This window comes from Mediterraneibacter faecis, from assembly GCF_055383675.1.
The window spans coordinates 2,714,909-2,731,009 of record NZ_AP043803.1 but is presented as its reverse complement, the minus strand read 5'-3'; the positions used below and the strand labels follow the sequence as shown (position 1 = coordinate 2,731,009).

Here is a 16,101-nt window from a genome sequence, read left to right as displayed (position 1 = left end):
ATAAAAATGTTAGAAGTAGGAACAAAAGCACCGGATTTTGAATTACCGGATCAGAATGGAGAATTACATAAATTAAGCGAATATCTTGGAAAGAAAGTAATCCTGTATTTTTATCCAAGGGATAATACACCTGGATGTACAAAGCAGGCTTGTGGATTTTCAGATAGATACCCACAGTTTGTTGAGAAAGGTGCGGTTGTACTTGGCGTAAGCAAGGATTCAGTTGCATCACATAAGAAATTTGAGGAAAAACATGGACTGGCATTTACGCTTTTATCAGATACAGAGCGCAAGGTTATTGAATCATATGATGTATGGAAGGAAAAGAAAAACTACGGAAAAGTATCCATGGGTGTGGTCAGAACAACATACCTTATTGATGAACATGGGATAATAGTAAAAGCTAATGATAAAGTAAAAGCAGCTGATGATCCTGAAAAAATGCTGCAGGAATTAAGCTGATGAAGATTATATTATCACCCGCTAAAAAAATGAAAACAGACACTGATAGCATAGGTATATTATCATGTCCGGTATTCATGGAAAAAACAGAAGAGATACTTAGCTGGCTGAAAGGAAGAACCGAAGAAGAACTTCAAAAAATGTGGAAGTGCAATGACAATATTGCGGCACAGAACATAGAGAGAATTAATTCTATGAATCTGTATAAACAACTTACACCTGCTGTTTTAGCTTACGAGGGCATTGCCTATCAGTATATGGCTCCTGTAGTTTTTGAAAATGCTCATTTTGATTATGTGCAGGAACATTTGAGAATAATGTCAGCGTTTTATGGGGTATTAAAACCGATGGATGGTATTACACCATATCGACTCGAAATGCAGGCAAAGGCTGCAATAGGGCATTATAAAAATTTGTATGAGTTCTGGGGTGAGATGCTTTACAGGGAAGTAATGGATGACAGCGGAATTATCATTAATCTGGCTTCAAAGGAATACTCTAAATGTATTGAAAAATATCTGACTCCAGCAGACAGATATATTACTATTACTTTTTGCGAAAAGTCTGGTGATAAGCTTATCACAAAAGGCACATATGCTAAGATGGCTCGTGGTGAAATGGTAAGATATATGGCAGAGAATCATATAGAAAAACCAGATGATATCAGAAGTTTTAACAGACTTGGTTATGTATTCAGAGGCGGAATTTCGTCAGGTAATGAATACATATTTGAAAGAATTGTAGAATAACAAAAGGAAGGGATGATTGCATGAATAAGAAAAAATCAAATTCAAAAAAGGCAGTTATGATAGGCTGCGGATTCGTAGGCTCAGCATCTGTATTTGCGCTTATGCAGAGTGGATTATTCACTGAAATTGCCTTGATAGATGCGGATAAGAATAAGGCAGAGGGAGAGGCTATGGATATCAGTCATGGAATACCATTTGCCAGCCCTATGAAAATATATGCTGGTGATTATGATGATGTGGCAGATGCTGCGATTGTAATTATATCAGCAGGTGCAGGGCAAAAGCCAGGAGAAACAAGACTTGATCTGGTAAATAAGAATGTGGCAATATTTAAGTCCATTATTCCGGAAATTGCCAAAAGAGATTTTGGAGGAATCCTTCTGGTTGTAGCAAATCCTGTGGATATTCTGACACAGGTTGCAATCAAACTGTCAGGACTTCCGGAGGAGAGAGTTATCGGCTCAGGAACAGTTCTTGACAGTGCAAGACTTAGAAGCAAGCTTGGACAGCATTTATCAGTGGATAGCCGAAGCGTGCATGCATTTATAGTAGGAGAGCATGGAGACAGTGAAGTTGTGGCATGGTCATCTGCTAATGTATCCGGTGTTCCGCTTAGTGACATGTGTGAGATGAGAGGACATTATAACCATAAGGAAAACACGAAGGAAATCGCAGATGCTGTCAAAAACAGTGCCTATGAGATTATTAATAAGAAGCATGCGACATATTATGGAATTGCAATGTCAGTAAAACGTATCTGTGAAGTAATTATGCGTGACGAAAAATCAATACTTCCTGTATCGCACATGATACATGGAGTATATGAGATTGATGATGTTGTATTAAGTATGCCTGTCATTGTTGGTGCAGACGGAATTGAATCTGATATACCGATTAATCTTAGTGGAGAAGAAGCATTGAAGCTAAAAGAATCAGCAGACGCATTAAAGAATATAATTGACACATTAGAGCTGTAAATAGAAAGGGTATAGTTATTTAATTCCCATTTTCACCTTAGGGAAATATTACGAGGAAGATGGGAGAATTGATATCTTCCATCACGTTCTATGATGGGAATTGACTCTTGTGGTATGTTACTTTCAGCTATTCATAATGTAAATGGTGAAGAAAAGCTGAATCTTGTAATGGTAGATGATTCAATTCCAGCAGGTGCAAAACTCATACGCAATTCGTGTTAAATTTTCAAGGTACAAATATATTAATTAACGTGTCTTTTGCCCTTTAATCAGGATAGATAAAAAATTTCATCAAGAGCCTGTATTTATGACCTTTATCTTTTGAATATATGTAAGGACATTCTTTGAGCCGGCATAAAAATATTTTTTACAACAATTATTTTCAGTGTGACAGGCGCTGCTGATTTTTTTACAAGAACAATCGTGACAGTGACATTGAAAGCTGTATAATAACATTAACAGAACCCACCACGCCTCTGATTTTTCATGCGCAACCCGGTGGGACTTTCTTATTTATGGGGTGTTTTATGTGACAAGAGATGAAAATGAATATTCACAAAAATAAGATGCTATGGTATAATACAAGGTACTGTATTAGGGCTTCTTATGAGAGGCGCTGAAATATGGGAAAAGATTTAAAAGGTTACAAGAATGAAATCAGTATCGTTTTATACTACAAACCGGATTGCGAACAGGCGAATTGGTAGGATTGAAATCTAAGGATTTATAGGAGGAATATAGAAAGATGAAACTTGGAATCGTAGGATTACCGAACGTAGGAAAAAGTACACTGTTTAACTCACTGACAAAGGCCGGTGCAGAATCTGCAAACTATCCATTCTGTACAATTGACCCGAATGTCGGTGTTGTAACAGTTCCGGATAAGAGACTGGATGTGCTTGGAGAGATGTATCATACAAAGAAGATCATTCCAGCAGCAATTGAGTTTGTTGATATTGCAGGACTTGTGAAGGGAGCATCCAAAGGAGAAGGACTTGGAAACCAGTTTCTTGCCAATATCCGTGAGGTTGATGCAATCGTACATGTTGTAAGATGCTTCGAGAATACGAATATTGTGCATGTAGACGGAAGTATTGATCCGCTGCGTGACATTGAGACAATCAATCTTGAGCTGATTTTCTCAGATCTTGAGGTTCTTGAAAGAAGAATCTCCAAGACAGTGAAGCTTTCTAGAAATGATAAGATGGCGGCGAAAGAGCTGGATCTTCAGAACCGTTTGAAAGCACATCTGGAAGAGAATAAGATGGCAAAGAGCTTCGTGACAGAGGATGAGGATGAGCAGGCATGGCTTGCCGAGTACAACCTTCTGACAGCAAAACCTGTAATCTTTGCAGCAAATGTATCTGAGGATGATCTTGCTGATGATGGTGTGAACAATGCAGGGGTTCAGGCAGTTCGTGAGTATGCAAAAGAGGAAGACTGCGAAGTGTTCGTAGTATGTGCAGAGATTGAAGAAGAGATTTCTCAGTTAGATGACGATGAAAAATCAATGTTCCTTGAAGATCTTGGATTAGAAGAATCCGGACTTGAGAAGCTGATCAAGGCAAGCTATCATCTTCTTGGACTGATCAGTTATCTGACAGCAGGGGAGCCGGAAGTTCGTGCATGGACAATCAAGAAGGGAACAAAGGCACCACAGGCAGCTGGTAAGATTCATACAGACTTTGAACGTGGATTTATCCGTGCGGAAGTAGTAAGTTATGATGATCTGATGGCATGCGGAACTCATGCGGCAGCAAAAGAAAAAGGATTAGTTCGTCTGGAAGGAAAAGACTATGTCGTTCAGGACGGAGATATCATGCTGTTCAGATTTAATGTTTAACAGATACTGTTCAGATTTAATGTTTAACAGATATAGGGAATATGCTTGAAAACCGGTTAGATTCATTGTTTTCTAATTGGAAAAGCAGTAAAAACAGGAATCAGGAACAACTGGATTTGTTCCTGATTTCTGTGGATATGAAAGGAAATAACATAATATGCATTATAATATCAGCTTTCCGAATTTGGGGATTTATCTGGATCATGTAGGAAAAAGCATCAGCATCTTTGGCTTTTCCATTGCTTACTACGGCATGATTATCGGTGCAGCAATTTTGATTGGATTTTTGATTGCCACAGTGGAAGCAAAAAGAACAGGACAGAATCCGGAAGACTATCTGGATATGGGAATTGTCGGAGTAATTGCAGGAATTGCAGGCGCAAGAATCTATTATGTGATTTTCTCCTGGGATTTATATAAAGATAATCTTTTGTCTATCTTTAATCTCAGAGAAGGTGGTCTGGCAATTTATGGTGGCGTGATCGGAGCAGTGATCGCAGTTTTTGTGATGGCTGCTGTTAAGAAAAAATCACCATTTCAGATTTTGGATACAATTGCACTGGCGCTTCTGAATGGTCAGATGCTTGGACGTTGGGGGAATTTCTTTAACAGGGAAGCATTTGGAGAATATACGGATTGTCTGTTTGCGATGAGGCTTCCGGTTGATGCAGTAAGGCCGGGAGATATCACAGAACTTATGCGCGAGAACATGCAGAGAATTGACGGGGTCAGTTATATTCAGGTACACCCGACATTTTTGTATGAATCATTATGGTGTGCAGGACTTCTTATTATATTGTTTCTGTATAGGAAACATAAGAAATATGAAGGTGAGCTCTTTCTTATGTACCTGTTTGGTTATGGGGCAGGACGCGTGTGGATCGAGCGGCTTAGAACAGATCAGCTTGTTCTTCCGGGAATCGGATTTCCGGTGTCAGAACTTCTGGCAGGTTGCCTGGTGATTGTGACAGGAATTATGCTGATCTATTGCAGAAGGCATTGCAGAAAAAGAAATGAGAAGAAAAAAGTGGATCAGTATGAGCCGGTGCCAACAAAGATCAAAGGGAAAAAACCACCGAAGTGGGATGACCGGTTGTTTAAAAACAGATAGAATGATAAGAAAAAAGTATAGTGATTCATAAGCCAGAAGAGTTAATGTTCAACAGAAAGTACTCTTCTGGCTTTTTCCATTTCTGTCTGTTTTAGTTAATAATCCCCAATAATAGCACTGATAACTATTCTCAAAACACTGCTCTGTACACGAAAATATACAAAAGAGGATATTTATAACTCTAGACTTTTGTGACTTTTGGAGATATAATGAAACTACATGTGAATTAATTATACTTAACTCAGTGTAAAACCTATGTAACACCTAAGGAGGAATAAAAATGGCAAGAAAAATGAAGACCATGGACGGTAATCAGGCAGCAGCTCACGTTTCTTATGCATATACAGAAGTAGCAGCTATCTACCCGATTACGCCTTCATCCGTTATGCCGGAGCATATCGATGAGTGGGCTACTGAAGGAAGGGAGAACATTTTCGGACAGACTGTACAGGTTACAGAGATGCAGTCCGAGGCCGGAGCAGCAGGTGCTGTTCACGGATCATTAGCAGCAGGTGCTCTTACAACAACATTTACTGCTTCTCAGGGACTCCTTCTTATGATTCCTAACTTATATAAGGTTGCTGGTGAGCAGCTCCCGGGAGTATTCAACGTATCTGCCCGTGCACTTGCAAGCCACGCACTGTCAATTTTTGGAGATCATTCTGATGTTTATGCATGTCGTCAGACAGGAGCAGCTATGCTCTGTGAATCCAGCGTACAGGAAGTAATGGACCTTACTCCGGTTGCTCATTGTGCAGCACTTGAAGGAAAGATTCCATTCATCAACTTCTTTGATGGATTCAGAACATCACACGAGATTCAGAAAATCGAGACATGGGATTATGAAGATCTGAAAGACATGGTAAGCATGGAAGCAATCGACGAGTTCCGCGCACATGCACTTAACCCGAACCACCCATGTCAGAGAGGTTCAGCTCAGAACCCGGATATCTTCTTCCAGGCTAGAGAGGCTTGTAACCCATTCTATGATGCACTTCCGGGAATCGTTCAGAAGTACATGGATAAGGTTAATGAGAAGATCGGAACAGACTACAAACTGTTCAACTACTATGGAGCAGCAGATGCAGAGCACGTGATCGTAGCTATGGGATCTGTTTGTGACACAATCGAGGAGACAATCGATTACCTGACAGCTGCAGGAGAGAAAGTCGGAGTTGTTAAAGTTCGTCTTTACAGACCATTCAGCGCAGAAGCTCTGATCGACGCTATCCCGGATACAGTTAAGAAGATTTCTGTTCTTGACAGAACAAAAGAGCCAGGAGCACTTGGCGAGCCACTGTACCTGGATGTTGTTGCAGCACTTAAAGGATCTAAGTTCGATGCAGTTCCGGTTTACACAGGACGTTATGGACTTGGTTCTAAAGATACAACACCTGCTCAGATCGTTGCTGTATACCACAACGATGAGAAAGCTAAATTCACAATCGGTATTGAAGATGATGTTACACATCTTTCACTTGATGCTGGTAAGCCACTTGTTACAACACCAGAAGGAACAATCAACTGTAAGTTCTGGGGACTTGGAGCAGATGGTACTGTTGGAGCAAACAAGAACTCCATCAAGATCATTGGTGATAACACAAACATGTATGCACAGGCTTACTTTGATTATGACTCTAAGAAGTCCGGTGGTGTTACAATGTCTCACCTTCGTTTCGGTAAGAAACCGATTAAATCAACATACCTGATCCATCAGGCTAACTTTGTTGCATGTCATAACCCGTCTTATGTTAACAAATACAACATGGTTCAGGAACTTGTTGATGGAGGAACATTCCTTCTGAACTGCCCATGGGATATGGAAGGACTTGAGGAGCATCTTCCGGGACAGGTAAAAGCTTATATCGCTAACCACGGAATTAAATTCTACACAATCGATGGTATCAAGATTGGTAAAGAGATCGGACTTGGCGGACGTATCAATACAGTTCTTCAGTCTGCATTCTTCAAACTTGCAGCTATCATTCCGGAAGAAGAGGCTATTGACCTTATGAAAGCAGCTGCTAAGGCTACTTACGGAAGAAAAGGCGACAAGATCGTACAGATGAACTACGATGCAATCGATGCAGGTGCAAAACAGGTTGTAGAAGTAGAAGTTCCAGAAAGCTGGAAAGATGCAGCTGACGAAGGTCTTGCTACACCACACATCGCAGATGGCGGAAGAGCTGATGCGATTGCATTTGCTAAGAACATTCAGGCAAAAGTTAATGCTCAGGAAGGAAATACACTCCCTGTATCTGCATTTAATGATTATATTGATGGATCTACACCGTCAGGAACATCTGCATACGAGAAACGTGGTATCGCAGTAGATATTCCGGTTTGGAATCCAAATCAGTGTATCCAGTGTAACCGTTGTGCATATGTATGTCCGCACGCAGTTATCCGTCCGGTAGCTCTGACAGAGGAAGAAGTTGCTCAGGCTCCAGAAGGACTTAAGACACTTGATATGATCGGAATGCCGGGAATGAAGTTCACAATGACAGTATCCGCTTACGACTGTACAGGATGTGGATCTTGTGTGAATGTCTGCCCAGGCAAGAAGAATAAAGAGACAGGCGAAGTTGAGAAGGCTCTTACAATGGCTAACATGGAAGCTAATGCAGGAGAGCAGACATTCTTCGACTTTGGTAGAGAGATTCCGGTTAAACCAGAAGTTGTTGCTAAATTCAAAGAGACAACAGTTAAGGGAAGCCAGTTCAAACAGCCACTCCTTGAGTTCTCAGGAGCTTGTGCAGGATGTGGTGAGACACCATACGCTAAGCTGATCACACAGCTGTTTGGTGATAGAATGTATATTGCAAATGCAACAGGATGTTCTTCTATCTGGGGTAACTCTTCACCGTCTACACCTTACACAGTAACACCGGAAGGTAAAGGACCTGCATGGAGCAACTCCCTGTTTGAAGACAACGCTGAGTTCGGATACGGTATGCTGCTTGCACAGAATACAATCAGAGACAGACTGAAAGCAAAAGTTGAGAAGATCGCAGAGAAGACTACAGATGAGGCAGTTAAGGCTGCAGCAGCTGAGTATCTTGAGACATATACAGTAGGTGCTACAAACGGAACAGCTACAGACAAACTTGTTGCAGCTCTTGAAGCACTCGATTGCGATTGCGAAGAGAGAGCAGAAGTTCTGAAGAACAAAGATTTCCTTGCTAAGAAATCCCAGTGGATCTTCGGAGGAGACGGATGGGCTTACGATATCGGATACGGCGGAGTTGACCACGTTCTTGCAAGCAAGAAAGATATCAACATTATGGTATTCGATACAGAGGTTTACTCCAACACAGGTGGACAGTCCTCTAAGGCTACTAAGACTGGTGCTACAGCTCAGTTCGCAGCAGGCGGAAAAGAGACTAAGAAGAAAGACCTTGCAGGAATGGCTATGACATACGGATACGTATACGTAGCTCAGATCGCTATGGGTGCTGACTTCAACCAGACAGTTAAGGCAATCGCTGAGGCTGAGGCTTATCCGGGACCATCACTGATCATCGCTTACGCTCCATGTATCAACCATGGTATCAAGAAGGGTATGAGCAAAGCTCAGACAGAGGAACAGCTGGCAGTAGAGTGTGGATACTGGAATAACTTCCGTTACAACCCGGCTGCAGAGGGAGACAAGTTCTCACTTGACAGCAAGGCTCCGAAGGCAGAAGGATACCAGGACTTCCTGAATGGTGAAGTGCGTTACAACGCACTGAAGAGAGCTAACCCGGCTAAGGCTGACAAGCTCTTCGCTCTCAATGAGCAGGAAGCTATGGAGAGATACGATTACCTGAACAAACTGGTAACTGTATACGCTGCAGAAAAAGAAGATAAATAAGGATATTTCATGAGTGAATGAGATATGAAAAGAGGAGATCTCCGTAAGGGGATCTCCTTTTGCGTGAAAAAATGATGGGGTTGACCTGTTTCGCAATTTTTGATTACAGTGGTGCGCGAAGATATTTCTTCGGTGTCATTCCTTTATATTTTTTAAATGTTTTGATAAAGTAGCTTACATCGTTAAATCCACAGCTAAGTCCGATGTCTGCGATTGATTCATTCGAAGTAACGAGCTTGAAACAAGCTTGTTCTATTCTATAGTAATTCAGATAGTCAACAGGAGTTCTGTGGGTCATATCTTTAAAGTAGCGGCAGAAGTATTTTGAATTCATGCCGGCTGCCTGAGCCAGATCTTCCAGTGTGATACAGTCAGCATAATGGTTTTCAATCACTTCAAGAGCTTTCTTTAAATGTTCTATTTTTCGGCTATCCTTTTGACTGATGATTCGAACGTTTTCATACAATTTATTTTCCAAAATATAGCCTAAGAATTCGTACAGAGTACCAATCACCATAAGCTCGTGTCCTTCGGTACGCTTTTTGATATGTTCAAACATCATGGAGGTGATATGCTCTAAATTCTTTACGGGTGCTTTGATGAGGGGAGGGATAGTCAGAGTGTCGCTTCCGATCTTCTTAAGCAGACGTTCGCTGGCATGGTTTACTGCCATGAGCGATTCAAGGTTAAAAACAAGACATTCATAGACACAATCCTTAGGAGTTCCGCCATGAAGAAGCCCTCCTTTTATAAAAATAAGGTCTCCGGCTTCTGCAGTGAATTCATTTTCACCAATTGACATAAGTAATTTCCCTTTTAAAACACGAATAAGTTCGTATTCGATGTGCCAGTGATAAGACATGTCATACCGTGGATGATTCGGCGTAACATGATAAAATTCAATTGGAAAATCAATGGTTCCGTGATTACGCTCTTCTTTGTAATTAATGTATTTCATGCAATAATCTCCTTTAAAAATCTAAATAGTGTAAATACAAACATAGATATGAAGATATATGCTTGTAAATTGTACTTTGTTGTATAAAAGGTGAATATCTTTATATTTTTATTCTAGTATACCACAAGACAAAAAGAAAGGAAAGAACTATAATGATACTTAAAGAAGCGGTTCTGCGAAGGAAGATAAGCAGAGCAAGGCAAACAATTAAGGAGGAATGTAATTATGGCAGAAAGAAGATTAGTAGGATCTTATCCAGTAATTGGTATCAGACCGACAATCGATGGACGTAGAGGAGCTCTTGACGTAAGAGGATCTCTTGAAGAGCAGACAATGAACATGGCAAAATCTGCAGCAAAACTGTTTGAGGAGAACTTAAGATATTCAAATGGCGAGCCGGTTAAAGTTGTTATCGCTGACACAACAATCGGACGTGTAGGTGAGAGTGCTGCTTGTGCTGATAAGTTTAGAAGAGAAGGCGTAGATATCACAGTTACAGTTACACCTTGCTGGTGCTACGGAGCTGAGACAATGGATATGGATCCACAGACAATCAAAGCTGTATGGGGATTCAACGGAACAGAGAGACCGGGAGCTGTATACCTTGCATCTGTACTTGCTACACATGCACAGAAGGGACTTCCGGCATTCGGAATTTACGGACATGACGTTCAGGAAGCTGACGACACAACAATTCCGGAAGACGTTAAAGAGAAACTTCTTAGATTCGGACGTGCAGCTGTTGCAGCAGCATCCATGAGAGGAACATCTTACCTTCAGATCGGATCTGTTACAATGGGTATCGGTGGATCTATCATTGATTCTGATTTCATCGAGTCTTACCTTGGAATGCGTGTAGAGTCTGTTGATGAGGTAGAAATCATTCGTCGTATGTCAGAAGAGATCTATGACAAGGCTGAATTCGAGAAAGCTCTGAAATGGGCAAAAGAGACTTGCAAGATTGGTTGGGACAAGAACCCAGAAGAGCTTCAGGCTACTCCAGAGGAGAAAGAGGAGCAGTTCGAGTTCGTTGTTAAGATGGCAGTTATCATCAAAGACCTTATGAATGGAAATAAGAACCTTGACGAGAAGTTCTCAGAGGAAGCAATCGGACACAACGCTCTGGCAGCTGGATTCCAGGGACAGAGACAGTGGACAGACTTCTATCCGAACGGAGACTTCGCAGAGGCAGTTCTGAATACATCTTTCGACTGGAACGGAGCTCGTGAGCCATACATCCTTGCTACAGAGAACGACGTTCTCAACGGACTTGGAATGATGTTCATGAAACTTCTTACAGGACGTGCTCAGATCTTCGCTGATGTTCGTACATACTGGAGCCCAGAGGCAGTTAAGAAAGCTACAGGATATGACCTCGAGGGTGTTGCTAAAGAGAACGGTGGATTCCTTCACCTGATCAACTCTGGAGCAGCTTGCCTTGATGCATCTGGTGTTGCTAAAGACGAGAACGGTAACGGCGTTATGAAAGAATGGTGGAACGTTACAGAAGAAGACCAGAAAGCAATCATGGATGCTACAGAGTGGTGCATGGCTGACAACGGATACTTCCGTGGAGGCGGATACTCAAGCCGTTACGAGACACGCGCTCAGATGCCAGCTACAATGATCCGTCTTAACCTTGTAAAAGGACTTGGACCGGTTCTTCAGATTGCAGAAGGATGGACACTTGAACTTCCAGAAGAAGTATCTGATAAGCTTTGGAAACGTACAGACTACACATGGCCATGTACATGGTTTGCTCCAAGATGTGATGGTAAAGAGGGAGCATTCAAGACAGCTTATGATGTAATGAACAACTGGGGAGCTAACCACGGTGCTATCTCCTACGGACACATCGGAGCTGACCTGATCACAATGTGTTCAATGCTTCGTATTCCAGTATCTATGCACAACGTACCGGAGAAAGATATCTACCGTCCGGCAGCATGGAATGCATTTGGAATGGATAAAGAAGGCGCTGACTTCAGAGCTTGTAAGAACTACGGACCGCTTTACAAATAAGAAGGAGTCCTTTTGTTAGGAAATGTAAAAAGACTGTAAATGCAGTTTCGATACAGAACTAGAACAAAGAATGCGGGGGTGCTGCCTATGCAGGGCCCCTGTTTTAATACCGAGTAAAAGAGTATTAAGAAAAGAGGAAGATTATGGAGAAAAAAGTATTAGCATTTGACTTTGGTGCTTCAGGCGGAAGAGCAATGTGCGGAACTTTTGATGGTGACAAGATCAGCATTGAAGAACTTCACCGTTTTTCTAACGATCCGGTTATCCTGAATGGATCAATGTACTGGGATGTACTGAGATTATTTTTTGAGATCAAACAGGGTCTGATCAAAGCAAAAAAATGTGGAAAAATCGAAAGTATCGGTATCGACACATGGGGAGTTGATTTTGGACTGATCGACGAGGAAGGAAGACTTCTTGAGAACCCTGTACATTACCGTGATGCACGTACAGAAGGAATGATCGAAGAAAGTTTCAAACTGATCGATAAAGAGAAATTCTACCAGATCACAGGAAATCAGTTCATGGATCTCAACACAGCATTCCAGCTCCTTTCTCTTGTAAAGACAAGAAAAGAGCTTCTTGAGAAAGCTGACAAGATGATTTTGATGCCAGACCTTTTCAACTACTTCCTTACAGGGGAGAAAAAAGCTGAGTATTCTATCGCTTCTACAACACAGCTTCTTGATGCGAAAAAGGGCGAGTGGTCAGACGAAGTGATCGAAGCACTGGGAATTCCGAAACATATTTTCCCGGAAATCGTACCTACAGGTACAAAGATCGGTACTCTTACAGATGAAATCTGTACAGAGCTTGGTCTGGATAAGATTGATGTTATGGCTGTTGCAGGACATGATACGCAGAGTGCGCTTGTATCTGTACCAACATCAGAAGAAGATTTTATCTTCCTGAGTTGCGGAACATGGTCACTGCTTGGAACAGAGCTTGCAGAACCTATTATCAATGAGAAATCTGAGCATTACAACATCACGAATGAAGGTGGATATGGAAGAAAGATTTCCTTCCTTAAGAATATCATCGGATTGTGGTGTATTCAGGAAAGCCGTCGTCAGTGGATCCGTGAAGGAAATGAGTATGGATTTGGCGAGCTTGAGATTATGGCAAAAGAAGCTCCGGCACTCCAGAGCTTTATTGATCCGGATGCACCGGAATTCACACCAGCCGGAGATATTCCGACAAGAATCCGTGAATTCTGCAAGAAGACAGGACAGCCTGTTCCGGAAACAGTCGGAGAAGTTGTTCGTTGCATCAACCAGAGTCTTGCAATGAAATATCGTCATGCGATGGAAGAGATTAAAGAGTGTACAGGTAAAGATTATAAGACAGTCTACATGGTAGGCGGTGGAACACAGAGTGCTCTTCTTTGCCAGTTCACAGCAAATGCATGTGGATGCAGAGTAAGTGCAGGCCCAATAGAGGCAACTGTTCTTGGAAATATTGCACTGCAGCTCATGGCTTCCGGAGATATCAAATCTATCGAAGAAGCAAGAGAAATTATCAAACGTTCTCAGGACATCAAGATCTACGAGCCACAGGACAAAGAAGCATGGGACGAAGCATACGAGAGATTTAAGAAAATTTTAGTATAGTGCTTTGAACTAAGGGGGAATGAGTTGCCAGTCGCACATCGTGTGAACAGTAACATTATGGCTGGCAACGTAATAAAAAAGAATTCTTCAGAAACACTTGACTGTCAATCTGCTGTATGATTTAATAGAATGAGCAGTTAAGTTGGGCAAAATGCATAACGGTTCGCTGATTGGCCTGGGAGGAGAAGATTATGGCTGCTACTATTCGCGATATCAAGAAAAGGACAGGATTGTCCCTTGCAACGATATCGAAGTATTTGAATGGCGGTAATGTATTGCCGGAAAATCGTATCTTGATTGAGGAGGCAATCAACGAACTGCATTATGAAGTGAACGAGCTCGCAAGAGGGCTTGTTACCCACAAGACAAAGACGATTGGAGTTCTGGTTTATGATATACAGTGTCTTTTTGTAGGAAGTATGCTGCATTATCTGGGAATGGAACTTCATAAAAAGGGATATGGAATGTTGATCTGTGATTCCTGCAATGACGAGAAGCTACAGAAAGAAAATCTGCAGTTTCTTCTGAGCAGGAAAGTAGATGGAATATTGGTATTTGCGGTAGGAATGCATGGAAAGTTTCTTCATGCTGCGAAAAAAGCAAATGTTCCGGTTGTTCTGGTTGACAGATCATTCCAGGATGAAGAATATGATTGCGTTGAGGTTGATAACCGGACAGCAATCTATCGTGCAACAAATAAATTAATTGAGAACCATCACAAGAAAATAGCTGTGATTGCCTCTAATATTGAATATACCGGAAGGGAACGTGTGAAAGGATATTCTGATGCGATGAACCAGGCAGGACTGGAGATTCCAAAGGAATACTGTAAGCTGGGAAGGCATTCTTTTGAACATGGGTACAGAGGAATGAAAGAACTTTTGGAGCTTGAAGACCGTCCGACCGGTGTGATCTTAGGAAACTATAACACCATGCTTGGTGGAATTATGGCATTGAACGAATCAGGACTCTCCTGTCCGCAAGATGTCTCGCTCATCGGAGTGGATAATCTTCCGATGACCCAGGTGCTGCGCCCTAAATTATGGCTGATTGTCCAGCCAATGGAAACGATGTGCGAGAAGGCTGTAGCTATGCTCCTGGAGCGAGTAAATGGAGAGCAAAACGGTATGCCGGTAAAAATTAGTTTCAGTACCTCTGTAAGAGAGGGAGACTCAATACGAGACCTTGGATAGTGCATAAGCAAAATGCACAGAAAAGCGTGGGTTTTGTTGTGAAAATGGATAAAAATATAGTGAAAACAAACAAAAACGAACCGTTTCGCCCTAAAAACGGTGGGGAATCTTGACAAAATGTGGAAACAAAGCTATAATTTATTCATGTATCAAAGGTGTGCGGGGAAATCGAAAACACACTTTGAAAAACAAAAAATCTTAAAGCTTTGAAAGCGAACCGTTACGCTGAGGTTAAGAGGAATGGGGGTATCGTAAGAGTTAATCGACAATCCAGTCAACACCAGCAAAGTAAAAGATGGGAGGAAGAAAATTGGAAAAAATTAAACAAAATCCTTTTGTAAAAAAGGTAGGATTTAACAGAATTGTTTTGTGCTGTGTCCTTCTTCTGATGTACGGACTCTTCTGTGCACTGACCGGAGGAAGCTTCGCAGGAATGAACCGAATCATGAGCGCACTCAATTATGCTTATTTCCTTGGATTTTTATCACTGGGTGTTACATTTGTAATTGCTACAGGACAGATCGACTTCTCTATTGGACCGGTTATGTTCTGTTGTGCACTTATCTCAGGTTACACACTGACAACACATGGAATTTCAATGCCGGTTGCATTCCTGATCAGTATCCTTGTAGGATTTGCTTTTGGTCTCTTTAACGGATACCTGGTAGCTTACTGGTCAGTACCTTCATTCATTACTTCAATGGCAAGTATGAATATCGCAAAAGGTCTTGCATCAGTTTACACAAAGACACAGTCAGTCAGCTGGCCGCAGGCAGCAGATCCGGACAACGGATGGTTCAGAAATCTTGTAAGATATAACGGGGTCCCGGTTGGACTTGTTATTCTTCTGGTAGTTGCAGTTGTCTGTGCGATTATCCTGAACAAGACAAGAATCGGACGTTACATCCTTTGCCTTGGTAGTAACAAAGAAGCTGTTAGACTTTCAGGTGTAGATGTTAAGAAATGGGAAATGCTTGCATTCATTATCTGTGGAGTTCTCGTTGGAATGGGTGCTATCTTCTATGTATCTGCATATACAACAGTACAGCCTGGATACGGAGATCAGTACAACAACGAAGCAATCGCCGGATGTGTAATGGGTGGTACATCCATGGCAGGTGGACTTGCATCCATCAGCGGTACAATCATTGGTGTATTTATCATCGCTCTTCTTCAGGAAGGAATTCTGGCTCTTGGCTTTACAAAAGATTATCAGCTTATCATTACAGGTGTTATTGTTATCGTCGCAGTATTCAGTGACGTACTTGCAAGACGCAGAAAGAACTAATTTCTCTTCTATAATAAGAGATCAGCTTTATGAAT

At 41.6% G+C, this 16,101-nt stretch carries 11 protein-coding genes; 10 read left to right on the top strand and 1 reads right to left on the bottom strand.

What is annotated here, in order from left to right; translation table 11 throughout:
- The first annotated feature begins 6 nt into the window (after positions 1 to 6).
- The 6 genes from bcp (at position 7) to nifJ (ending at position 8,995) form a co-directional block, all read left to right on the top strand.
- The gene (gene bcp / locus ACZ47Z_RS13070) at positions 7 to 462 is read left to right on the top strand and encodes a thioredoxin-dependent thiol peroxidase (RefSeq protein ID WP_054751471.1); all 456 of its coding nucleotides are present in this window, start codon (positions 7 to 9) and stop codon (positions 460 to 462) included.
- Entirely contained in the window at positions 462 to 1,211 is a 750-nt protein-coding gene (gene yaaA, locus ACZ47Z_RS13065) for a peroxide stress protein YaaA (RefSeq protein WP_464525623.1), read from the top strand. The genes bcp and yaaA overlap by 1 nt, the downstream gene beginning before the upstream one ends.
- 20 nt (positions 1,212 to 1,231) lie before the next feature.
- Positions 1,232 to 2,188 (top strand): L-lactate dehydrogenase, encoded by a 957-nt coding sequence (locus ACZ47Z_RS13060; protein ID WP_054751473.1) that lies wholly within the window; start codon positions 1,232 to 1,234, stop codon positions 2,186 to 2,188.
- A gap of 745 nt (positions 2,189 to 2,933) precedes the next feature.
- Positions 2,934 to 4,031 carry a redox-regulated ATPase YchF gene (gene ychF, locus ACZ47Z_RS13055; protein WP_117540951.1) on the top strand — a complete coding sequence of 366 codons (1,098 nt, stop codon included), beginning with the start codon at positions 2,934 to 2,936 and terminating at the stop codon, positions 4,029 to 4,031.
- 157 nt (positions 4,032 to 4,188) lie between these two features.
- Complete coding sequence (gene lgt, locus ACZ47Z_RS13050; protein ID WP_117579120.1) at positions 4,189 to 5,142, top strand: prolipoprotein diacylglyceryl transferase; 954 nt, start codon at positions 4,189 to 4,191, stop codon at positions 5,140 to 5,142.
- 280 nt (positions 5,143 to 5,422) lie between these two features.
- Positions 5,423 to 8,995 carry a pyruvate:ferredoxin (flavodoxin) oxidoreductase gene (nifJ, locus tag ACZ47Z_RS13045; protein WP_464525622.1) on the top strand — a complete coding sequence of 1,191 codons (3,573 nt, stop codon included), beginning with the start codon at positions 5,423 to 5,425 and terminating at the stop codon, positions 8,993 to 8,995.
- A gap of 103 nt (positions 8,996 to 9,098) precedes the next feature.
- On the opposite strand, the gene ACZ47Z_RS13040 is transcribed toward nifJ, so the two are convergent.
- The gene (locus ACZ47Z_RS13040) at positions 9,099 to 9,953 is read right to left on the bottom strand and encodes an AraC family transcriptional regulator (protein ID WP_464525621.1); all 855 of its coding nucleotides are present in this window, start codon (positions 9,951 to 9,953) and stop codon (positions 9,099 to 9,101) included.
- Positions 9,954 to 10,178: 225 nt separating this feature from the next.
- Between ACZ47Z_RS13040 and ACZ47Z_RS13035 the strand changes: the two genes are divergently transcribed.
- The 4 genes from ACZ47Z_RS13035 to ACZ47Z_RS13020 all read left to right on the top strand — a co-directional run bounded on the left by ACZ47Z_RS13035 (position 10,179) and on the right by ACZ47Z_RS13020 (position 16,066).
- Positions 10,179 to 11,975, top strand: a complete 1,797-nt coding sequence (locus ACZ47Z_RS13035; protein ID WP_055146244.1) for an L-fucose isomerase — start codon at positions 10,179 to 10,181, stop codon at positions 11,973 to 11,975.
- Between the two features lie 140 nt (positions 11,976 to 12,115).
- Positions 12,116 to 13,585, top strand: a complete 1,470-nt coding sequence (locus tag ACZ47Z_RS13030) for a rhamnulokinase (RefSeq protein WP_334290420.1) — start codon at positions 12,116 to 12,118, stop codon at positions 13,583 to 13,585.
- A gap of 191 nt (positions 13,586 to 13,776) precedes the next feature.
- Positions 13,777 to 14,778, top strand: coding sequence for a LacI family DNA-binding transcriptional regulator (locus tag ACZ47Z_RS13025; protein ID WP_054751477.1), 1,002 nt, complete (start codon positions 13,777 to 13,779; stop codon positions 14,776 to 14,778).
- A 310-nt stretch (positions 14,779 to 15,088) separates the two neighbouring features.
- Positions 15,089 to 16,066, top strand: a complete 978-nt coding sequence (locus tag ACZ47Z_RS13020) for an ABC transporter permease (protein ID WP_464525620.1) — start codon at positions 15,089 to 15,091, stop codon at positions 16,064 to 16,066.
- The last annotated feature ends 35 nt before the right edge of the window (positions 16,067 to 16,101 follow it).